7 protein-coding genes are annotated in these 23,130 nt (G+C 75.8%); all 7 read left to right on the plus strand.

The window, feature by feature from the left end; translation table 11 throughout:
- The first annotated feature begins 195 nt into the window (after nt 1-195).
- The 7 genes from ACY34I_RS01050 to ACY34I_RS01080 all read left to right on the plus strand — a co-directional run bounded on the left by ACY34I_RS01050 (nt 196) and on the right by ACY34I_RS01080 (nt 23,001).
- Entirely contained in the window at nt 196-4,560 is a 4,365-nt protein-coding gene (locus ACY34I_RS01050) for a peptidoglycan-binding protein (RefSeq protein WP_462751531.1), read from the plus strand.
- Nucleotides 4,561-4,588: 28 nt separating this feature from the next.
- Nucleotides 4,589-8,218: a DUF6603 domain-containing protein gene (locus ACY34I_RS01055; protein ID WP_462751533.1), complete on the plus strand. Its 3,630-nt coding sequence runs from the start codon at nt 4,589-4,591 to the stop codon at nt 8,216-8,218.
- Between the two features lies 1 nt (nt 8,219).
- A complete protein-coding gene (locus ACY34I_RS01060) occupies nt 8,220-13,019 on the plus strand; it encodes an RHS repeat domain-containing protein (protein WP_462751535.1) in 4,800 nt (1,599 codons plus the stop codon).
- Nucleotides 13,019-17,530, plus strand: a complete 4,512-nt coding sequence (locus ACY34I_RS01065; RefSeq protein ID WP_462751537.1) for a hypothetical protein — start codon at nt 13,019-13,021, stop codon at nt 17,528-17,530. Before ACY34I_RS01060 ends, ACY34I_RS01065 begins: the two co-directional genes overlap by 1 nt.
- A gap of 140 nt (nt 17,531-17,670) precedes the next feature.
- Entirely contained in the window at nt 17,671-19,512 is a 1,842-nt protein-coding gene (locus tag ACY34I_RS01070; RefSeq protein WP_462751539.1) for a hypothetical protein, read from the plus strand.
- Between the two features lie 40 nt (nt 19,513-19,552).
- Entirely contained in the window at nt 19,553-21,352 is a 1,800-nt protein-coding gene (locus tag ACY34I_RS01075; RefSeq protein WP_462751541.1) for a hypothetical protein, read from the plus strand.
- Nucleotides 21,349-23,001, plus strand: coding sequence for a serine/threonine-protein kinase (locus ACY34I_RS01080; protein WP_462751543.1), 1,653 nt, complete (start codon nt 21,349-21,351; stop codon nt 22,999-23,001). Before ACY34I_RS01075 ends, ACY34I_RS01080 begins: the two co-directional genes overlap by 4 nt.
- Nucleotides 23,002-23,130: the final 129 nt, after the last annotated feature.

A 23,130-nucleotide genomic window follows, 5' to 3' on the forward strand; every position in this document is an offset into this window, starting at 1 on the left:
CCGTCGGGTCTCCGTCAGTGAAACAACCTGAGTGGACGTTCACCCCCGACGGTCGGGCGGACCGGCCCGTCGCGGGCCCGATAGTTGCCATCCGGCAAGTCGGAAGCTTCGCGCTGTTGCGCCGTAGGCGCGGCCGGACGTGACGACTTCAATCGAAGTCGACACTTTCACGGCCGAGGGCGAAGGGGATCCCGCATGACCGCTCCGACCGGCCTACCCCTCGTACTCTGCGGCCCGATCGTGCGCCGCGTCGACCCGACCAGCGTCACCGTCTTCGTCGCCCTGCGCGCCGAGTGCACGGTGGCACTGACCGTCTTCGCCGTCGGCGCGGCTCCCGGATACGCCCGGGGCGCCACCGTCGGCACCGGCAGCCGGGCCACCGTGCGGCTCGCCGAGCGGCTGCACGTCGTCGCGGTGACCGTCGCCGGAGTCACCCTCCAGCCGGGCACGCTCTACGGCTACGACCTGGCGTTCTCCGGCGGGGCCACCGCGGGCAGCCTGTTCGACGCCGACGTGGTGGCCGCCGACGCGGCGACCGCCCGGGCCGCGCTGACCTACCAGGGCCACCCGCAGGCGCCGGCGGCGATGCCGGCCGTGCCCACCTTCGTCACCCCGCCGACCGACCCGAACCAGCTGCGGATCTTCCACGGCTCGTGCCGCAAGCCGCACGGCGAGGGCCAGGACGCCTTCCCCGTCCTCGACCCAATCATCGCCGCCGCCGGCGGCGACCCGGCGCTGCGCCCGCACCAGCTCGTCCTCGGCGGCGACCAGATCTACGCCGACGACGTAGCCGACCCGCTGCTCGCCATCATCCACGGCCACGACGCCCTGCCGGCCAGCGGCAGCGACCCGGCGGTGCCCACGTACCAGGGGGTCGCGGCCCGGCTCGGGCTGGCGCCGGAGGCGATGCCGGTCGGCACCAGCTCGCCGCCGACCGACGTGACCTACCTGCCGGGCAAGCGGGCCACCACGATGGAGCGGGACGCGAAGTTCACCTCCGGCGCCGCCCACAGCCACCTCATGTCGCTGCGCGAGTTCCTGTGCATGTACCTGCTGGCCTGGTCGGACGTGCTGTGGCCGGCGAGCTGGCCGACGTTCGAGCACGTGCTGCCGGCCGACACCCGCATCCTGACCGACCCGCAGGGCCGCCGGCCCGGCGAGACGGTGTACGACCTGATGCGTGCCGGCCGGGCGTACTCGCCCAGCGCGCAGCAGAAGGAGATCATCGAGCGCTGGGAGCGCTGGCAGCAGCAGGCCATCGCGCTGGCCACGTTCCGGACCGGCCTGACCGCGGTGCGCCGGCAGCTCGCCAACGTGGCGACGTACATGGTCGCCGACGACCACGAGGTCACCGACGACTGGAACATGACCCGGTCCTGGGTCAACGACGCGGTGGTCAACTCCGCGCTGGGCCGGCGCATCGTGCGCAACGCGATGGCCGCGTTCGTGGTCTTCCAGGCCTGGGGCAACACCCCGGAACGGTTCGGCGAGACCGGGGACGCCGGGGAGCCGGGGCAGGCCGCCCTGACCGCGCTGCGCGGCTGGTCCACCGCACCCAACGACGGCGACGACCTCACCCTGCGCACCCGGCTCGGCCTGCCCACCGGCGTCACCGCCGAGGGCAGGCTGGCCCGGCCGGCCGGCGCGCTGACCTACCACTACACCGTCACCTGGCCCCGCTACCAGCTGATCGCGTTGGACACCCGCACCTGGCGCCAGTACCCGGGCGGCAACGGCAACCCCGGCGGGCTGCTGCTGGACGATCACCCGCTCAACGACATGCTCACCGGCGGCGGGGTGCTCGGCGACGACGCGGTGACCGTGGTGGCCCAGCCGGTCGCGCTGTTCGGCGTGCCCATCCTCGAGCAGGTCGCCCAGCCGCTGGCCAAGGCGACCGCAGGCCGGTGGACCGCCGACGCGGAGGACGCCTGGGTGGCCAGCGACGCCGCCGTGCACAAGATCCTCGCCCGGCTGTTCGCCGCGGCACCCGCGGGGCCGGACGGGATCCGCCGCCGGCGGCTGGTGCTGCTCGGCGGCGACATCCACTTCGGCTCCGCCGAACGGATCCGCTACTCGGCGACCCTCCCGTACGCCTGCGGGCCCGACCCGGCCAAGCCGTACGAGGGGGTCAACCGCACCGAGGGCGTGCTCGCCGGCTTCGTGGCCAGCGCCTTCCGCAACGAGGACTCGATGACCCGGATCCTGCACGACGTCGGCTACGTGCCGCTGCTCGACGTGACCGGCCGGATCGACCTGGTCGGCTGGGCCAACGAGCTGCCCGACAAGGAGGGGCAGCGGATGCGGGCCGGCGTCCAGGTGACCGTCGGCGCCGACGACACCACCGGCTGGTGGGTGTCCGGCCGGCCGGCGGTCAGCGACATCGACGCGCTCAAGCTGCTCGGCCGGCAACCCGAGTGGAACATCTACGTGCAGTTCCTCCGGCACGACGAGGCCGACCCGACGGCACATCGCGACGGCGTGCCGGAGCCGGTGGTGGACCCGGCCGGGCTGCCCCGCGACCAGGCCCTCGCCCAGTACCTGGCGGCCGCCCGCAATTTCGAGGACTACAAGGGATCCTGGGGCAGCGGCAAGGAGATCGTCGGGCGCAACAACCTCGGCGAGATCACCTTCGACTGGCCGGCCGGGGAGTGCAAGTCGGCCACCCAGCGGCTCTGGTGGCACCTGCCCGGCGAGAACCGGGCCGCCGCGTTGACCACGTACACCGTGGACCTCTCGCTCGGTTGCTCGCTGACCAAGCCACCGCCGTACGGCGGGTTCGTGCTGCGGCCCGACGACCACGACGCCACCGGCACGGCCAAGGCCTGCTACGACGGGGTGGATCGGCCGGCGGACCTGGTCAAGGACCGCTGGGTGAGCCGCCTCCAGCACGACCTGGCCACGCTGGGCTTCCTCACCCCCGGGGAGACCGACGGGACGTACGGCATGGTCACCTACTGGGCGGTGCGGGAGTTCCAGGCGTACGCCCGGCGGGAACGGGCGGCGGTGGAGCCGACCGGCTCGACCGCGCCCCGGTGGTCGGACCGGCTGCAACCGGTCGATGTGCCGGAGGCCGAGCGCTACCTCGGGCCGATCAGCGGGGTGGCGGACCTGGCCACCCAGGAGGCGATCCGGCACTGGCTGGACAAGCGGTGGCGCTGCCCCGTCGTGGTCGAGTCCTGGCAGGTTTCCGGGGACACCCCGCAGCGCCTCGACCAGCCCAACGTCTGGCTCTTCGACGATGTCACCGCCACCGACCGGCGGCTCTACTCGCGGGTGGTCACCGGCCGGCCGGCGGGTGCCGGCGGTGCCCCGCCCGGGCATCCGGAGCTGATCCGGCTCGGCGGGTACCGCGCGCATCCGACCGACGCGCAGTGGAGCGGGCCGGTCCTCGACGGCGAGTCGGAGCTGCTGCCGGAGGCCGTCCTGCCCGTTCCGCAGGGACACGGCACCGGTCCCACGCTGACCGACCTGGTCGCCACCATCGGCGCCGGCGGCGACGCCGGTACGCGGGCCGCCCGCCAGCTCTCCACCTTCAAGGTGCTGCGCGCCGCCGCCGAGAACCAGGCGCCCGACGCGGCCGGCGGCTGGCTGGACCGGGTGGCCGCGGACGACCCGGCGGTGATCCGGTTCGGACCGTTCGCCTGGCGGGCGCACGGGCCGCAGACGGCACCCACCACACTGCCGCCCGCGCTGGACATCAATGCCGAGCCGGGCGAGATGTGGGCGTACCTGGCCTTCCTGCGGGCCACCGACCGCGACGCGTACGCCGCCCTCGGCGGGCAGGGCGGCATCAACGCCGTGCCCGGCTGGGGCAAGGACGGCGGCGGACTGCTCCACCCCGAGCTGCGGGTGCTGCGGGCCCGGCCCGCGGAGACCGACTCGACCGGCGCGGCCCGCGAGGCGGTGGGCACCACGCTGGAGCTGCTCGGGCTGCGCTCCTGGCACTGGATGCACCGGTACGCGCTGGCCCTGCGGACCGACGACGGGGTGCGCCGGGGCCTGTGGACCGTCGCCCGGCAGCGGCTGCACGACCTGCTGGTCACCGACTGGGACTCCCCGGACCCGGCGGTCACCCCGACCGTGCCGGACGTGGCCGGCGCCGACGGCAAGCCCCGCCGGGCCCGGATCGGCGACGTGTTCACCTCCGAGCGGTCCGTGGCGCTGCTGGCCTGCTGGCAGCTGCACCGGGCGCACCAGCTCGTCGCGGTGGGACCGCCGGCCGACCGGGCGGAGAAGCCCGAGTTCCGCACCCGGACCCGGGCGGCCAGTGAGCTGCACACCGTGCTGAACCGGGCGAAGGCGCGCGCGGACTTCAGCGGCCCGCCCACCGGCTGGACCGACCTGCACGAGGACGCGCTGATCGGCGCCATCGGTCAGGTCGTCGCCGCCGACGCGCCGGTGGCGGCCGCGCTGGGCGCGCTCGTCGGCTGGCCCGGCTGGCCGACCGGGCACCGCTACACGCTGCCCGTCGCGGTGCTGCCCGCGGCCGAGCGGACCCTCTCCCCCGCCCGCGGCTCGCTGCGGCTGGACCTGAGCGACCTGCCGAGGGTGACGGCATGACCGGCGGCACTGAAGGACGGGAGCTGCGATGACCGAGCCGAAGAACGCCCTCGCCCTGCTCTGGGACGAGGTCCGGTTGCTGGCCGAGCCGGTGCTGTCCGCGTACGACCCGTGGCGGCGGGCCCGGTTGATGCGCGCGCTCGGCTGGGACCTGGAGGCGGTCAGCGGCTTCGACGCCGCCCGCTTCGAGGAGTGGGCCGCCACGGTCGAGGAGGCCCTGGCGGCGGTGTCGGTGGTGCGCAACGACAACCAGCTCGACACCCTGGCTGGGCTCGGCAAGTTGGCCGAGGCGGTCGGGAAGGTGTTCGGGAAGATCGGCGAGCTGCCGACCGTGAAGGGTGGCCTGCCCGACGTGCCCGGGCTGCCCGCCGAACTCGCCGACGACCTGGTCGACCTGCTGGTGCTGACCTACCTGCTGCGCCGGGTGCCCTGGTCGGTGCCGGTGCTCGACCTGCTCGGCCTGGTGGATCCGGCCGCCGCCAACCCGCCCAGCCCGCCGATGCCGCCGACTGATTCGCCGATCCGGCTGCCCAAGCGCCGCGACGAGCTGCACCTGGACCGGGTGGTCGACCTGGTCCGCGACCCCGGTGGTTACTTCCGCGCGCTGTACGCCCCGGCTGGCTGGGACACCCCGGCGGGCGTGGCCGAGCTGTCCGCGCGGCTGCTGCCCCGGCTGGCCCGGGCGCTGCGGGCGTTCGGCCTCGACGCCGACCAGGGCGTCCGCCCCGATCTCGGGCCGGACCAGGGCGAGGTGGGCCGGCGGCTGGCCGACAGCCTGCTGCGGCTGCGCTTCAGCGGCCTGCGTACGCCCGGCGGCGCGCCGCCGCCCGGCGCGGGGCTGGCACCGTGGAGCCCCACCTTCGGCATCGGCGCCACCCTCGGTCTGGCCAGTTGGGACGGCCGGCTCACGGTGATCCTCGCGCCCACCGGCGAGGCGCACCTGGAGGGCTCGATCGGGGCGTGGAACGTCGCCACCGACCTCAGTGGCGCCGGGCCGGCCCTCGCCATCAACAGCCAGGGGGTGACGTTCAGCGGCGACAGCGCCGTGGTGAAGTGGGCCGCGGAGGTGGCCCGGATCGCCCCGGCCGGACAGCCCGGCTGGATCCTCGGCGCCCCCGGCGGCACCCACCTCGCCATCGGCCAGCTCGTCCTCGGCGGGAAGGCCACCCTCGGCGCCGGCCGCGACGACGTCGAGCTGAGCATCCAGGCCGGCCGGGCGGAACTGGTGGTCCGCCCCGGCGACGGCGACGGGCTGCTGGCCAAGCTGCTGCCCGCCGACGGGCTGCGGGTCGGTCTCGACCTCGGACTGGCCTGGTCGCTGCGCGGCGGGCTGCACCTGTCCGGGGCGGCCGCGCTCGCCGCCGAGTACCCGCTGCACCTGTCCTGGCACGGCCTCGGCCTGGAGGGACTGCGGATCGCGCTGGAGGCGGACACCGCCACCCGCGCGCTGCGGCTGACCCTCAGCACCACGGTCCGGGCCGCGCTGGGCCCGCTGCACGCGGTGGTGCAGAACATCGGCGTCCGCGCCGACCTGACCTTCCCGCCGGCGCTGCCGGCCGGCTCCGGTGACCAGGCCACCGCCGGCAACCTCGGCGCGGCCGACCTGCGCCCCCGGTTCAAGGGCCCGGACGGCGTCGCGCTGCGGATGGACAACGGCATCGTCACCGGCGGCGGCTACCTCTTCGTCGACGAGGCCCGCGGCATGTACGCCGGGGTGCTGCAGCTCGGCATGACCTCCACCACCCCCCTCGCCCCGATGAAGGGGTTCCGGCTCCAGGCCACCGCCATCCTCAACACCCGCAACCCCGACGGCAGCCGGCTCACCGAGGCCGACGGCGGGCACACCTTCTCGCTGCTGCTGGCCGGCACGTACGAGTGGTTCCCCGGACTGATGCTGTTCTGGGGCATCTCCATCACCGGACTGGGCCTGGTCGTCGGCTGGAACCGGCGGACCAACCCGGAGGAGGTACGCAACGCCGCCCGCGCCGGCACCCTGGACGCGCTGCTGTTCCCCCAGGACCCGGTCGGCAACGCGCCCGCCGTCATCGCCACCCTCAGCCGGATCTTCCCGGTCGACACCACCGGCACGGTGCTCGGCGCCATGGTTCGGCTGAACTTCCTCAACGGGCAGGTCACCGCCGACCTCGCCGTGCTGGTCGAGTTCCCTGACCCGGTCCGCATCCTGCTGCTCGGCAAGCTGGTCATCGACTTCAAGGAGGCGGGAAAGTTCCGCCTCGACTCGGCGGGCATCGTGGACTTCGCCCGTCGCGAGATCAGCGTCGACGCCGCCCTCATCGACTCCAAGCTGTTCGGCCGGCCCGTGTCCGGGGAGATGGCGCTGCGCGCCCGGTGGGGCGAGGGCAAGGCGTTCGCCCTGTCGATCGGCGGCTTCCATCCCAAGTTCATCGCCCCGCCCGGGTTCCCGCCGGTCAAGCGGTTCAGCATCGCCCTGTCGAAGTCCGGCAAGGGCCTGGACCTGACCGCGTACCTCGCCGTCACCAGCAACACCGCGCAGTTCGGGGCTGAGCTGAAGCTGCACTTCGAGGCCGGCGGGTTCGTCATCGACGGCCGGGCCTGGCTGGACGTGATGTTCCAGTTCAAGCCGTTCTGGTTCACCGCCGAGATCGGCGCGACGGTGTCGCTGAAGTACAAGGACACCGAACTGCTGGCGGTCAACCTGCTGATCGGCGTCAGCGGGCCCAAGCCGTGGCGGGCCTGGGGCGAGGCCCGGATCAAGTTCCTGTTCTGGGAGGTGTCGGCGCACTTCACCTGGACCGACGGGGACACCGCCGCCACCGACGAGCCCACGTACGTCAGCGCGGCCGAGGCGCTGCAGCGGGCGCTGAACGCCCCGGACGCCTGGGAGGTCCGGCCCGCGCTGACCGCCGGGGAACCGGTGACCCTGCGCGACCTGACCGGATGGGCCGGACCGGTGCTGCTGCAACCCGGCGCCCTGCTCGCGGTGCGGGAGAACGTGCTGCCGCTGGACACCGACCTGTCCCGGCTGGGCACCTCCAAGATCAGTGGCGCGAACCGGTTCACCCTCACCGGGGTGACCGTCGGCGTCGGCGACGACGAGCTCGCCGGCCAGCTCGGCGAGCCGGTCGAGGACGACTTCGCCCCCGGCCAGTTCCGCGACCTGTCGCCCGAGGAGCAGCTCACCACCCCCGGATTCGTCCGCCTCGCGGCGGGCCGCACCGTGGCGCTGCCCGACGGCACCGCGCTGCCCCCGGCCGAGTTGACCACCTTCGCCGCGCTCAGCGACGACTCGGCGTACGACCGGATCATCATCGACGACCCGGACGCGGCCGGGCGGCCGCTGCCCGCGGCGCGGCGCCTGACGGCGGCGGGCGGCGGCGACCTGCTGGCCCGGTTCGCGGCCACCTCGCCGGCCGCGTTCGCCGGCAGCCGCCGTGCCGGCCCGGCCCGCTTCACCGGTCCGGCGTTCACCCTGGCCGACGCCGGCCCCGGCGACGCCGGTCTGACTGTTCCCGCGCCCCGCCGCGCGGAGCGGACGACGGACGCCGGCCCGATCCCCACGCCGCGCCGCGGCGTCGACACCACACGGTCCCCGTCCCGGCGCGCCGGGACGCTGCGCCGCCCCCGGGTGCGGGTGCCGCAGCCCCGGATCGTCCCCGCCGAACTGGAGGTCCGCTGACATGGGTGGCCTGCGTTTCCTGCCCTGGGTACGCGACGGCGTCACCCGCGTCGTCGCCGACACCGACCCGTTGGCCGGGGCCCTGCCGCACGCCCGGGCCACGGTCAGCCTCCACGTCACCGCCCTGGGCACCGAGACCGCCACCGGCGAGACCCAGGAGATCGTCGGTACCTCGACGGCGCTGCTGCACGGCCCGGGCGACGTGGTCGGCATCGACCCGCAGGAGATCATCCGCAGCTACCCGGCGCCGGGCGCGGAGAACGTCGAGGTGTCCCTGCTGGCCGCGGTCGAGTTCGACCGGCCCGACCTGCCCTGGCTCTACACCCCGGCCAAGCCCGACGCCCGGGGCGCCCTGCGCCCCTGGCTGGTCCTGGTCGTGGTGCCCGTCGACGGCGGCGGAGAGCTGCGGACCGAGGCGGGCCAGGCGCTGCCCCGGCTCGCCACCACCGTGCGGCAACTGCCCGTCCTGGCCGACTCGTGGGCCTGGGCGCACGCCCAGGTGCTGGTCACCACCGAGACCGAGGACGTCGCCGCGGTGATCGCCGGTGCGCCGGAACGTACCCTGTCCCGGCTGCTCTGCCCGCGCCGGCTCGCCGCCGGCGCCGACTACCTGGCCGCCGTGGTCCCCGCGTTCGAGGCCGGGGTCCGCGCCGGCCTCGGCGAGCCGGTCGACGACGCCGGTCCGCTCGCGCCCGCCTGGGGACCGGGGTCGGCGCACGTCGGGCCGGACGAGCCGGTGCTGCTGCCCGTCTACCACCACTGGACGTTCCGCACCGGGCCGGACGGCGACTTCGAGTCACTCGCCCGCCGGCTGCGGGCCCGACCGCTGCCGCCCGACGTCGGCCGGCAGCCGGTGGACATCGCCGCACCCGGCGGCGGCCTGCCGGCGCAGCCCGACGACGGTGTCGAGGGCCGCTCGGTGCTGGGCTTCGAGGGCGCCCTCGCCGCGCCCGGGATGACCCCGACCAGCTGGGCCGAGGACGTCCGCACCGCCTGGCAGACCGCCCTGACCGGGCTGCTGCGGCACGCGGCGGACCGGCTCACCCCGCCGCTGTACGGCGACATCCACAGCCAGGAGACCCAGCTGCCCGCCCCCGGCGCCGAACCGCGCTGGCTGGCCGGACTCAACCTGGACCCCCGCTACCGCGCGGCGGCCGCGCTCGGCACCCAGGTGGTGCAGCGGCATCAGGAGGACCTGGCGGCGGCGGCCTGGCAGCGGGCCGCCGAGATCCGCGAGGCCAACGAGCAGCTGCGCCGGGGCCAGGCGGCCCGGGACACGGCCACCGCCCTGTACGCTCGCCGGGTCGACCCCGACACCCCCGGCGCGGCGGTCGACGACGACCGTCTGGTGGCCCTGACCCAACCGGTGCACGACCTGGTCGAGATGCCGACCCGCGGCCTCGCCGCCGGCACCGCAGACCCGCTGGACCAGCAGTTGGCGGACAATCCGGGCGCGAAGGCGGCGACGTCGGCGCCGGTCCGCCGGCTGCTGCGCGCCCGCGGCCCGCTGGCCCGCCGGGTGGACGCCGACGCCGGGGCGGCCGCGCTGGCCCGGCTGGCCGGCGGCGCCAGCGCGGTACCGCCCGCCCGGGTGCCGAAGGGCGGCACGGTCCTGGACAACCTGGTCAGCGACGGCCGCGGCGTGGGCGACCTGACCCCCGCGGTGATCGAGCAGGCCGCCGCGAACGGCTGGTGGCGCACCGGGACCACCGGGCTGCGGGCCGCGGCGACCGGCAGCGTCGCGCTGGCCGCCGACGACCCGGTCACCCGGGTCGTCACCAACGGCGGTGACCTGCTCACCGGCGACCGGTTCTTCGTCGGGGCGGCCGACGGCCGGCTGTTCGAGCGGCGCCGAGTCGGCCCGGACAACTGGGTCTGGCGGGACCACGGCACCCCGCCGGGCACCACCGTGGCGACCTCCGGCGCCGTCCTGTCCCCCGGCCGGGTGTACGTGCGTACCCGGGACAGCCGGCTGTTCGAGCGGAGCTGGGACGGCGACCGGTGGGTGTGGGCCGACTGCGGCGCCCCGACCGGCGGAGTGCACAGCCGCCCGGCGGCCGGCGGCTCGCTGCTGTACGTGCTCGGCGGCGACGGGGCGCTGTGGCGCTTCGATCCGACGGGCCGTTCCTGGGTCTCGCTGGGCACCCCGGTCGGCGGCAACGAACGGCTCTGGGGCACGCCCCGGCCGTCGTTCGTCGGCGTGCTGGTCGCCACCAGCGCCAACCGGCTGTTCGCCCACAACGGGCAGTGGCGGTCGTTCGGTGGGCCGGCCGTCTGGGGCTCTCCGGCCGCGGAGCACCGCTACCCCAACGGCCAGTACGGCATCGAGTACGTCACGCCGGACGGGCGGCTCGTGTCGCTGTACGGGGACGGGTCGACGTACCTGCACGACCCGGCGCCGGACAGCCGCCGGGTGGTGTCGCTGGCGCAGCAGGCGGCGCCGTTCGGCAACGACGAGGAGCTGGGCATCGTCACCCTCGCCGCCGGCCCCACCGACGTCCGCCTGATGACCCGCTACCTCTGGTACCACGACGTGCAGGAGCGCTACCTCTGGGGATGGCGCGCGGAGACCACGCAGGTCCCGGCCGGTGGGTTCGGCGCGCACCGGCCCGGGCCACTGGTCGGCGACTCGCGCGACGGGGAACTCTTCGCGGTCACCGCCGACGGCCGGCTCACCTCGTACCGCTGGGCGTACCCGCGCCCGTCCGGTTGGCTCGATCACGGCACCCCGGCCGACCCGCGCGGCGCCGGGCCGGTCGACGCCCCCGCCCCGGCCGACGTGCGGTTCGCGCCGAAGGTGGGGCTGCTCACCTCGCTGGTCTTCACTCACACGGTCACCCAGGGCACCGGCAGCCGGACCCGGACCCAGGTCGCCCACAACCTCGGCGAGGACGGCGCGGTGCAGGAGCCGGCGCTGACCGCCGCGGTGGACGGGCCGGCGATCCCGGCGGTCGCCCTGGCCACCGCCACCACCCTGGGCACCGTCCTGCCGACCGGCCGGCCCACCCTGGTCACCGCCGCGCTGCTGCCGGGCACGGTGGCCGGCACCTGCCGGCTCGCCTACTGGGTGGGCCGGGACGCCAGCGCGAACGGGACGGCGACCGGCGGCTGGACCGGCCCGTACGAGCTGCCCGACCCGGTCAGCGGAAACGCGTCCGGGCTCGACGTGGCACTGGCCGACCTGGACGGCGACGGCCGCCCCGAGCTGGTCGTCGCGTACGCGCTGAACCGGGCCGGCGGCGCCGACAACCGGGTGTTCTACCGGATCGGCTGGCGGCTCGACGAGGCGGGCGCGGTCAGCAACGGCTGGACGGATTCGCTGCCCACCCCCATGCAGCTCGACCGGATCACCTCGGTCGGCATCGACGTGGTGGACATGACCGGTGACCAGGTGCCCGACCTGCTGGTCTTCGCCGTCGGCACGGTCGGCGGCACGGCGGTGGCCCGCTACCTCACCGGGCGGGGGCTCAACCGGCGCGGCCGGGTGGTCGGCGGGTGGACCGCATCCCAGCCGGTGCGGGACGAGGTGGCGACGGCCAGCGCCGAGGCGGCGGGCGTGGTGGTGGCCGACATCACCGGCACCCGCCGGCCGGACCTGGTGGTGGCCCGGCGCACCGGCGGGACCATCACCTACCGGGCCGCCTTCGACCTCGATCCGGACGGCGTCCCGGTGCAGTGGGCCCCGGCGGTCACGCTGACCGGCGCCGCCGACGCCGGCGCCGCCCGCGGCTGCACGGTGGCCGTGGCCGACCTGCGCGCCGACCTGGTCGCCGACCGGGCGAAGATGGGTGACGACTTCATGGGCGCCGCCGCGCGCCACCAGGGCCGGCTCGCCCCCGCCCAGGCACTGGCCCGGGACCACCGGCCCGCCCCGGTGGACGTGGCCAGCGCGGCCGCGGCGGTGCGCGAGACGGTACGCCCGGAGACCGCGGTGGCCGGCGAGGTGCTGGCCGGGCTCACCCTGGGCGGCGGCGACCTGGTCGACGCCCTGCCGGACAGCGGCGACCCGCTGCGGCGGCTGCTCGCCGGGGTCACCTTCGACGTGCCCGCCTACGAGCTGCTGCGTGGGCTCTCCCAGGAGCACGTGGTGCCGAACCTGCCTGCGGTGGCGCCGGAGACGATGACCGCGCTGGCCGCCAACCCCCGGTTCATCGAGGCGTTCCTGGTTGGGCTCAACCACGAGATGAGCCGGGAGATGCTGTGGCGGGAGTTCCCCGCCGACCCGAAGCAGACCTGGTTCCGGCAGTTCTGGGACGTACGCGGCGCCGTGTCGGCCGGCGCGCCGCTGACCGACATCCCGCCGCTGACCGACCCGGCCTGGCGCAACGGGCCGCTCGGCACCCACCTGACCGCCGTCGGCGCGCCCGGCGAACAGTCGCTGGTGCTGGTCATCCGGGGCGAGCTGCTGCGCCGCTACCCGTCCACCATCGTCACCATGCGGGCCGCGACCTGGACCGGCGCGGAGGAGCGCACCCCGACCGGGCCGGACGTGCTGCCCATCTTCAACGCCTGGCTCTCCCCCGACCTGCTGCTGTTCGGCTTCCCCTACCCGGCCGAGGTGGCACGGGGCGCCGGCCGCCAGGCCGACGGGCCGGCCGGGCACTTCTTCGTGCTGCGCGAACAGCCGACCGCGTCCCGCTTCGGGGTGGACCTCACCGGCGACCCGCCGCCGCCGGACGCGGTGGTCTTCGCCGCCCGGCAGGACGGCAACGCCGCCGACACCGCCCTCGCGCTCCTGCAACGCCCCGTCCTCCTGGCCCGCCATGCCAGCGACCTGCTACCCACGCCGGAGAGCCAGTGATGAGCACCTCGTCGTCGTACGCCGCCGACCGGCCGCCGCTGTCCGGCGTGCTCACCGGCACCCCGTGGACGCTGGCCGCCACCGCCCCGGCGGTCATGCTGCCGGTATGCCTGGAGACCCGGTTCGCCGGCGCCACCCTGAAGATCCGCGTCTACCCCGACCAGATCCACGTCGACGACCACGAGCCGGGGCTGACCGCCGAGGAGATCGCCGCCGGGCGGACGTACTGGGGGGAGGGACGCCCGGGCGGGCTGACCGACACCCCCGACGAGGCGGCCTGGAGCGACCTGGTCCGCCGCTTCGGGGCGCCCCGCGCCGCCTGGATCGCGCGGGTGCTGGAACCGGCCGGCGGGCTCTTCCCCGACCCGCTGACCCGCCCCGGCCCGTGGTGCGAGCCGGCCCGGGCCCGGCTGCTGCCCACCCAGTGGTACGCGGTCGGCCGCACCAGCAGCGGCAAACTGTTCACCGGCACGTCCACCACGGTCACCCCCGACCTGCCGGTCGGCCCCAGCCCGGTGCTCAGCGGCGACAGCAGCATCGCGCGCCTCTCCCCCGAGGCTCCCCCGGTCGACGACGGGATGCGCTGGACCGTCGACTTCGCCACCGCCGTCGCCGCCGGCATGGCGCTCACCGTCACCGTGCCCGTGAACGACAAGGGCGAGCCGGAGCGGGTGGAGCGGCTGCTGGTGTTCGGGCTGGACAGCGTCACCGGCCCGGCCGCCTCCGCTCAGGCGCTGAGCCGGCTGCTGGAGGCGCACGCCGCCACCGACGGGCTGGCCTTCCTCGCCCCGGACACCCCCACCAACAACACCGGCACGGACACCCCGGCGGCCACGCCGACCGTGGCGCCGGTGTCCACCGCGGACAGCGCCGCCGGGGTTGCCCCGGAGGCCGCCGCCGCCCTGGTCGCCACCGCGCTCGGCGTGCCGCTGGCCGCGGCGCCGAACGACGCGCTCGCCGCCGCCCGCCGGCGGCCGGCCCGCACCGGCGCGCCGACCGCGCTGGCCCGGGGCACCGGCGCCACCACCGTCGACCGGCCCACCGGACGGCTGGTCCGCCGGGCGCTCTGGCCGGCCAGCTTCGGCGGCCTGCTGCGGCATCTGCTGCCGGTGGCCACCCCGGCCGAGCAGGCCGCGGTACGCGCACACTTCGTCGAGCAGGTGCACGCCGAGGGTCCGCTGCCGACGCTGCGGGTCGGCCGGCAACCGTACGGGCTGCTGCCGGTGGCGAGCCTGCGCGACTGGCAGCCGGCCGGGCCGGGCGAGGCGAAGGCGGTGGCGCTGCTGAACAACCTGTGGCGGAAGGTCTGGCTGCCGTCGCCCATGAAGCGGATCGTGCCGGGACTGCCCGACCCCGAGGGCACCCTGCTGGAGATCCTCGCCACCGACGCCCGGGTGCTGGAGGTCCGGGCCCGCAGCATGCTCGGCAACGAGTACGTCAGCTGGCTGTGGCGCTTCGCCCGGCTCGGCCTCGGGCCGGACTGGCGGGAGCAGGTGGTGGAACCGGCCCGGGACCTGCTGGCCGCCCTCGGGCTGGGCGGCGCCACTGACCCACGGCTGTCCCTGGCGGTTTTCGCCAAGCAGGCGTACGCGCTGGGCACCCCGCTGCTCGACGGGCCCGGACGACCCAGGGCCGATCGGGTCCGGACCTACCTGGACGCGCTGGCCGCGGTCGGGCTGCGCGGCGACGCGGTCCCGGTCAGCCCCGGCGACGGGCCGGTGCCGCTGTTCCACCGGCTGCTGCGGGCCGCCCTGATCGCCGAACACTCGGCCGCCGCGGACGCCTTCGCCGCCGAGGCGGGGCTGCCGGCGGCGGCGGAGATCCCCGAGCCGGAGCTGGTGGACATCCGCCCGCACGACCGTACCGGGGTGCTGCGGCGGCGGCTGGCCGTGCAGGTGCCGGGCACCACGGCCACCGTCGGTGGCCACCTGGCCGGCACGTCGGACGACGCCCGGCAGGTCCGCGCCACCGCCGACCTGCGGGCCTTTCGTGCCGCGCTGGCCGGGCTGGGCGACGCGCTCGACGCTGGGCTGCCCGCCGCCGACCTGGAACGGCACGTGGCGGGGACGCTCGGGTTGGCCAGCCACCGGCTGGACGCCTGGATCACCTCGCTGGCCACCCGGCGGCTCGCCCAGCTCACCGCCGGCCCGGCGCCCGGGGTGCACGTGGGCGGCTACGGCTGGCTGGTCGATCTCGCGCCCGTCGGGAAGCCCACCATGGTGGACCGTCCGGCGGACATCCCGGAGTCGGTGGCGCCGCCGAAGCTGCCCCTCGCCCCGACCGGGGCCGGGCACGTGCACGCCCCCTCCCCGGCCCAGGCGGTGACCGCCGCGGTGCTGCGCAGCGCCTCGCGGACGCACGGCGGGGAGCCGGCGCTCGCCGTGGAGCTGTCCTCCCGCCGGGTCCGCCTCGCCGAGCAACTCCTCGACGGGGTACGCGCCGGGCAGAGCCTCGGCGCGCTGCTCGGCTACCGCTTCGAACGCGGCCTGCACGACCACCCGGCCGGCCCGTGGGACCAGCTCCTGCCGACGTTCCGCGCGCTGGCCCCGGTCCGCGCGCACCGGGTGGACCCCACCGACGACGGCCGCACCAGGATCGCCGCCACCGTCGAGTCGACCGCGACGGTGGACGGGCTGGAGCTGCACCGGCTGCACCAGGCCGGCCAGCTGGACCAGTGGCTGCGCAACCGGCCGGCCGCCGAACGCGCCGCCGTCACGGAGGTCCTCGCCGAGCTGGCCGACGCGGTCGACGCGGTGGCCGACACCCTGCTCGCCGAGAGCGTGCATCAGCTCGCCCTGGGCGACATGAACCGGGCGGCGGCGGCCGTGGACGCCGCCTCGGGGGCGGCCACCAATCCACCCGAGCTGCACGTCACCCGGACCCCGGTCACCGGGGCCACGCTCACCCACCGGGTGCTGCTGCTGGTCAACGACGACACCCGCTTCGCCCAGCTCCGCCGGGACTGGCCGGCGGCCCGCGGCGAGCACCCGCGCATGGCCGGGGCCGCCGTGGACGAACTCACCTCCGTGCTGCTGCCGCCCTCGTTCCGGGTGTTCTGGCGCTACCGCTGGCACGCCCCGGACGGGGTCACCGCCACCGTCTGGCGGCCGGCGAGCCTGGACCGGATGCAGACGCCGGCGGTGGACCTGCTCGCCGCGCCGCCGCACCCCGGCCGGCCGGACGACGCCGAGTTGGATCGGCGGATCGCGCTGGACGCCTGGGGGCCGCTGCGGCCGGCCGAGGTCGGTGACGACTGGACGCTGGAGCTGGACTACGACCGGGCGCCCGACTGGCCGCTGGAGCGGGTCAGCCTCGCCGAGTTCCTGCACGCGGTGAACGTCCTGCGCGACCTGTACGGCCGGTCCCGGCCGGTGGTCACCGCCGACCTCGGCGCCGACCCGTCGGTCCCGCCGCAGATGGACGAGAGCACCCGGGCGCAGGCCGACGAGACCTGGCAGGCGGCCCGGCGGATCGCCACCGGGCTGGCCGCGCTGCCCGCCGAGCCGGCCCCCGGCTGGGACGAGACCACGGCCCGGAACCTGCTCACCGTCGCCGCCGGCCTCGGCGTGGTCGGCGCGGTGCCGCCGCCGGCGCGTCCGGGCGCCGCCGGGGCGGTCGCCGACACCGCGGTCACCGCCCGGTTCGAGCTGGACCGCCGGCTCGCCGCGCACTGCCGGGTGATCGGCGAGTTGCACGAGCGCCCGCCGTGCCCGCCCGGCGACTGCACGTGCGACCCGGCCACCGACTTCGACCGGCCCGACGCGCCGCCGGCCCGCCGCCGGGAGGCACAGATCGCCCGGCTGCGGGCCCTGCTCGGCCCGGACATGCCGGTCTTCCCCAAGGCCACCGCGCCGCAGCCGGCGCAGCTCGCCGCCGCGCTCGCGGCCAGCGACGCGCTCCAGGGTGGCTCACCTCATCCGGTACGCCGCTGGCTGTCCCGCTACGGCCGGGTCCGCCCGGCGGTAGGCCGGCTGCAGGAGGTGCTCACCACCGCGGACGCGCTCGACGCCGGCGGCGTGGTGAAGGTGCCCGCCACCGTCCGGGCGGCTCAGCTCCCGTACGCGCCCGGCGACCGATGGGTCGGCGAGGCCGCCCCGAAGGCGAACACGGACCCACTGTCCCTGGTGGTGGTCGCCCCCGGGGACATCGACCCGAACCGCCCCGTGCAGGGCCTGGTGGTCGACGAATGGACCGAGGTGGTGCCGGCCCAGCGGGTGCAGACCGGGCTCACCTTCGAGTACGACGCGCCCGGCGCCGCCGCCCCGCAGGCGGTGCTGCTGGGGCTGGCGCCGCAGGGGGCGACGAGCTGGCAGCCCGCCAGCCTCGCCCAGGTGCTGGAGGAGGCCCTGGACCTGGCCCTGGCCCGGGCCGTGGACCTGGATTCCCTCGGCGCGGCCGGGCAGTTCCTGCCCGCCCTCTACTTCCCGACCAACGTCGCCGAGGCCACGACCACCACCGACTTCGTGCCGGACGCGACGCTGACGCCGCAGGGCGGACAGGTGGCCCCGTGACCACCGTCGATCCAGGAGGCCCCGGGCGCGCGAGGAGTGAGCCCGGCCGCGAACCCCGCAGCCGCGAACAGGAGATGCACCGTGAGCGCGAGGAGTGAGCCGGGCATGCGAGCCCCGCAGCCGCGAACAGGAGAAGCACTGTGACCACCGTCGAGCAGCCGCTGACCGAAACCGAGCCGCCGTCGGTGACCACCTGGACCCGGCTGGAACCGCGTACCCGCCGGGCGGATCTCGCGCCGGCCGTGGACGCCCGGATCGCCGATCCGCTGTGGCTGCTCGCCCGGCAGTGGCAGCTCGGGGAGTTCACCGGCGAGGACGCCGGCTCCCCGGTCGCCGCCCGGGTGCACGCCGAGGTCGCCCGTTTCACCCGCTACCGGCCCGGCCCGGCCGCCGGGGCGGTGGGGTTGCCCGCCGGCGTGCCGTGGGAGGCGCTGGTGGAACGGGAGGCCGCCGCGACCGCCGATGACCTGCGCTTCGCCGTGGAGAGCGGGCAGCAACTGCTGCGGCTGCTCGCCGACGCCCACGCCGGCGGGCTGGCACCCCGGCTGTGCGACACCTACCGGGTACCGGCCACCCCGCCGGACGGCGCCTCGGCGGCCGACCCGGAGACGGTCGGCTACCTGCGCATCGCCGCCGGCCGGGTGCCGCACGGAGGGTTGGCGCTGCGCGCCTGGGCGGAGGGCCGGTTCATCCGCGAGGTGCAGGTGCCCGACGACCTGGTCGCCGCCGTCAACCGGGCCGTCGCGGACTGGCTGGCCTGGCTGGGCGCGCCGCCCCGGCCCGCCGGACCACCCCCCGGCTACCTGCTGCAGCTGCCGGCGGTGCTGGCGCCCGGCGGCTCCCGGCCGGCCGCGCCGCCGTGGCCGCCGGCCGACTTCACCCCGCTGTTCAGCGCCCCCGGGCTGGAAGGATCGGCGTGGCGCCGGGAGCGGATGGAGTACGAGGCGGCCGTGGCCGCGCACGACGGCCAGGCCGAGCTGGTGCTCACCGCGCACGAGTACGACGGGAACCGGCTGGACTGGTACCACTTCGACCACGAGCCGGGCACCACGCTGGAGGCGCGCAAGGCCGTCGACGACGTGGTGAAGGTGCTGCTGCCCAGCCCGGTCGCGTACGCCGGCATGCCGTCGACCCGGTTCTGGGAGCTGGAGGACGCCCAGGTCAACCTGGCCGGCATCGGTGCCGGGGCCGGCGATCTGGCCCGGATGTTCGTGGTGGAGTACGGCCTGGTCTACGCCAACGACCACTTCCTGCTGCCGCTGGAGCTGCCGGTCGGCTCGGCCACCCGGATCCGCTCGCTGCTGGTCACCGACACGTTCGGCGGGCAGACGCTGGTGCCCGCCGCCCCGGAGTCCACCGCCCTGTTCCGGCCCGCCGCCGACGACGGGCGTGGGGCGACCGACGTGCTGGTCCTGCCGGCGACCGCCGCCGCCACCCTCGACTCCGCCCCGGTAGAGGAGGTCCGCCTCGGCCGGGACGAGACGGCCAACCTGGCCTGGGCCATCGAACGCACGGTCACCGGCGCCACCGGCCGGCCGATCGACCGCACCGCCCAGGTCGGCCGGGCGGCCGTGCCGCCGCGCCCACCGGTCACCGCCGACGCGGACGTGCCCGCGCTGTCGTACGCCTTCGCCACCACCGTGCCGGAGAACTGGGTGCCGCTGCTGCCCGGCCCGACCCAGGACCGCCCCGACGTGGTCCGGCTGCGCCGGGTGCCCCTGCAACAGCCCAGCCGCGACGGGGAGCCGGTCGCGGTGACCGGCTACAGCCGGCTGCTCGACTGGCGCCAGCGGGACGGGCGGCTGGTCGAGCTGGCCTTCCCGGAGGAGGAGGTCCCGCGCGCCGGCAGCCGGGTGCTGCGGCAGTGGCAGCTGGCCCGGTGGACCGACGGCTCGGTGCACCTCTGGCTCGGCCGCGCCCGGCACGTCGGCGCCGGCGAGATCGCCAGCGGCCTGCGCTACGACACCGTCCAACCGCGCTGACCACCCGCCCGCGACCGACCACAGACAGCGGAGAACACGCATGACGATCATCTGGAAGAAGGACCTGCCGCTGCCGATGGCGCGGCCCCGGTACTACGACTACGAGTACCTGCGCGCCGACGACCTCACCCAGGCGTTGGACTACCTGCTGGCCCGGCAGAACCTGGCCGCCCGGCTGCTGCGGCCGATGGGCGTGGTCAGTGGGCTCGAGCTGACCGCCACCGGCAGCGACGTGACCGTCGGCCAGGGCGTCGCGATCGACGGCGACGGCATCGTGATCGTGCTGCCGGAGAGCCGGCGCAACGCGCTGCCCGGCGACGGCACCTTCTTCGTCTGGGTGGAGTACCACGAGTTCCTGTCCGACCCGCGCGACGAGGGCGGGGTCGCCGCGGAGACCCGGTGGACGGAGGAGGGGCTGGTCAAGGTCAGCGCCACCGCCCCGCCCGACGCCGCGCACGCGGTGCTGCTGGGCAAGGTGACCCGGACCGGCGGCACGGTGACCGTGCAGGGCACCGGCCGGCAGGTCGCCGGGCTACGGGTGCCGGTCGGCGCGATCGTGCCAGCCGTCGGCGGCGGGTCCCAGGCCGGCATCACCTTCCCCACCGACCCGGGCGGCGGCTCGGGTGACGAGGCGTTCATCCGCTACTGGCCGTACAGCGGGGAGAACACGATCCTGCGGATCGCCAACAACAACGACCCCGACGACCTGATCGCGTTCACCCAGTACGGTGCGGACCGGCTGCGCATCGGCGGCGGGATGCTGCACCTGGGCAGCATGGAGGGCACCCTGGTGAGCGCCGGGCAGGTGGTCACCGCGCTCGGCTTCTGGGGTCCGGGCGTGCAGCACGCTCAGCTGTCGTTCCGCGCCGGCAAGGGCTTCGAGCTGGTCGACCGCAGCGCCGACGGGCCGAACCTCAGCTACGCCGAGGGCAGCAAGCCGTACGCCGACCTGGGCGTGCGGGAGCTGCGCGCGAGCACCCTGCGCGGGCGTGGCGGCCTGTCGCTGACCGCCGAGGGCAACTTCGCGGTCCGGGCCAGCGGCGGGGTCACCGTGGTCAAGGACGGCACCGGCAACGGGGACCTGACCGTCCAGGGCAACGCGTGGGTGAACGGCAACCTCACCCTGCCGAACTGGAGCTGGATCAACGGCGGCACCCGGCTGCACATCGGCGGCCCGGAACGCCTGCACCTGCTCAACGCCGCCGGCGTGTACGTCGGCTTCGGCGGGGTGCCCGGCGCCGACAGCGGCTGTCTCTTCGTGCAGAACCGCAGCTCCTTCGGTGGCGACATGACCGTGACCGGCAAGCTCATGGTCGGCCCGGCGACGCCGCCATTGGCCTCGTGGAGCGGCGGCGGCATCAGCACCTGGGACCTGTTCGCCTCCGGCGCCATCTACCTCGGCCTCAGCGAGTCCAGCGGCTACACCATCAGCCTGAACGCCGGCAGCGGCGTCATCAAGGGCAAGTCCAAGCAGTTCGCCATCGACCACCCGCTGGACCCGCCGGACGCCACCCAGCGCCGGCAGCTCATCCACGCCGCGATCGAGGGACCGGAGAACGGCGTCTACTACCGGGGCGAGGGCCGACTCGAGGGCGGCGTCGCCACGGTGGAGCTGCCCGCGTACTTCGAGGCGCTGACCCGCCCCGAGGACCGGACCATCCAGCTCACCCCGGTCTTCGAGGACGACGAGCCGGTCTCCCCGCTCGCCGCCGGCCGGGTCCGCGACGGCAGGTTCCGGGTCCGCACCGTCGACGGCTCCCCCGCCTCGCACGCCTTCTACTGGGAGGTCAAGGCGGTCCGCGCCGACCTGGAGCCGCTGGCCGTGGAGGTACCCGCATGATGCCCACCGGCTGGTGCCCGGGCACCCGCACCGTGCCCGGGCTGCTCACCGCGTACCCGGGGACCAGCTGTGTGCGGATCTTCTTCGGGCCCGGCGACGGGCTGCCCGCGTCGGCCTGGACCGACCAGCGGCAGCGGCTGGCCCAGGTGCCCGCCGGCGCCGACGTCATCGTCTCGCACAAGGACCCGGACGTGGACGCCGCCGCGTTCGTCGCCGCCTGGCAGGCCACCGGCCGGACCGGCCGGCTGATCCTGGTGCCGCATCACGAACCGGAGCAGCAGACCGGCGGCGACCCGGCACCGGCCGAGTTCCGCAAGTCGTGGACCCGCACCCGGACCCAGGTGGGCGACCACCCCGCCCGGCACGACGGCCGGTTGCGGCTCGCGGTCTGCTGGACCCTGCAATGGGTACGCCGGGTCGACGCCGCCGGCCGCCGGGTCAACAACTGGCGGACCTGGTGGCCGGAGCACGAGGCCGGCGCGGTGGACCTGGTCCTCGCCGACTGGTACCCATACGACCCGACGGCCCCCAACCCGTTCCGCCCGGCCGCGTACGAGGAACCGCCGGCCGCCCTCGCCGTCATGGTCGAGCTGGCCAAGGCCACCGGGAAGCCGTGGGGCATCGCCGAGATCAACCATCCACGGATCACCACGGCGGGCGGCTACCCGGTCGACCTGGACCCCGACGGCAGCCGCTGCGCCGACTGGTACCGGCGGATGCACGCCTGGGCGAAGGCGAACGGCTGCCAGGTCTGGTCGCACTACCACCGCGACGAGGGCGACCTCACCGAGCGGACGGCCGAACAGCAGGCGCTGCGGGAGCTGATCGCCAACGAGGCCGCCGCGCCCCGCCGGCTCGCCCCGGCGCTGGAGACGCTGCGCGCCGAGCTCACCCGCCGCTGGCCGGGCAGCGGCCGCACGGTGGTCGAGTCGACCCACCACGCCGACCACCGGGCCAACCTGCGGGACACCGTGGACGCGCTCGACGTGGACGTCACCGGGGTCGACACCACCGCGCTGCTCGCGGCGTTCCAGCGCCACCCGTCGGCGACACAGTGGATCCTCGCCGGCAGCAGCGCCCGCGCCGACGACGGCTGGACCCGGCGGCCGTACGCCGGCACCGATCCCGGCGCGGGCCGGCTGCACCTGGGCATCCGCGCCACCGAGGCGGCCGAACGGGACCAGCGACCCTGGGGGCTGGCCGACGGCGACGGTGGCGGCGACGACGCGAAGCGGTTCCTCGCTCTGCTGAAGGATCCGGCGGTGGCCACCCAGCTGCGCGCCCTGCCCTGGCAGTACGCCGGCGGCGGCATCCCGCGCGGCATGTCCACGCTGGCGGTGCTCAACGAGATCGTCCTGACGGTCCGCACCGTCGGCGAGGCCGTCGCCCGACTGGCCGCGGACCCGGCACCGGTACGGGCGGCGCTGGCCCGGCTGCCCCAACCGCGCACCGACACCGGCGCCCCTGTCACCGCGCCGCCTACGACGCCCGTCGACGCCAGCCCGTCCCGCACACCGGCCGATATCCACACGCTTGCCGACGCACTTGCCTCGCGGGTGCTCGCCCTGCTGCCGCCCGATGACACCGGTCCGTCCCATGCCGAACTGACCGCCGTGCTACGCAGCGGCCTAGCTGACCTTGTGCGCTGATCGTGACGCAGGTCACCCCTGTCTCCGATACCCGCGTCACGTTCGCGCTGCCCGACAGCACCGTTGCCATAATCGCCTGTGCCATTGACTCAGCAGCAGGTACAGCCACATGTCGCGCGCTTCATCACG

Source organism: Micromonospora sp. RTBAU3-60 (genome assembly GCF_054963695.1).

Excerpts from the sequence above, each read along its gene's own strand:
- ACY34I_RS01050 (WP_462751531.1), top strand. The coding sequence starts at position 196 with ATGACCGCTCCGACCGGCCTACCCCTCGTACTCTGCGGCCCGATCGTG.
- ACY34I_RS01055 (WP_462751533.1), top strand. The coding sequence starts at position 4,589 with ATGACCGAGCCGAAGAACGCCCTCGCCCTGCTCTGGGACGAGGTCCGG.
- ACY34I_RS01060 (WP_462751535.1), top strand. The coding sequence starts at position 8,220 with ATGGGTGGCCTGCGTTTCCTGCCCTGGGTACGCGACGGCGTCACCCGC.
- ACY34I_RS01065 (WP_462751537.1), top strand. The coding sequence starts at position 13,019 with ATGAGCACCTCGTCGTCGTACGCCGCCGACCGGCCGCCGCTGTCCGGC.
- ACY34I_RS01075 (WP_462751541.1), top strand. The coding sequence starts at position 19,553 with ATGACGATCATCTGGAAGAAGGACCTGCCGCTGCCGATGGCGCGGCCC.
- ACY34I_RS01080 (WP_462751543.1), top strand. The coding sequence starts at position 21,349 with ATGATGCCCACCGGCTGGTGCCCGGGCACCCGCACCGTGCCCGGGCTG.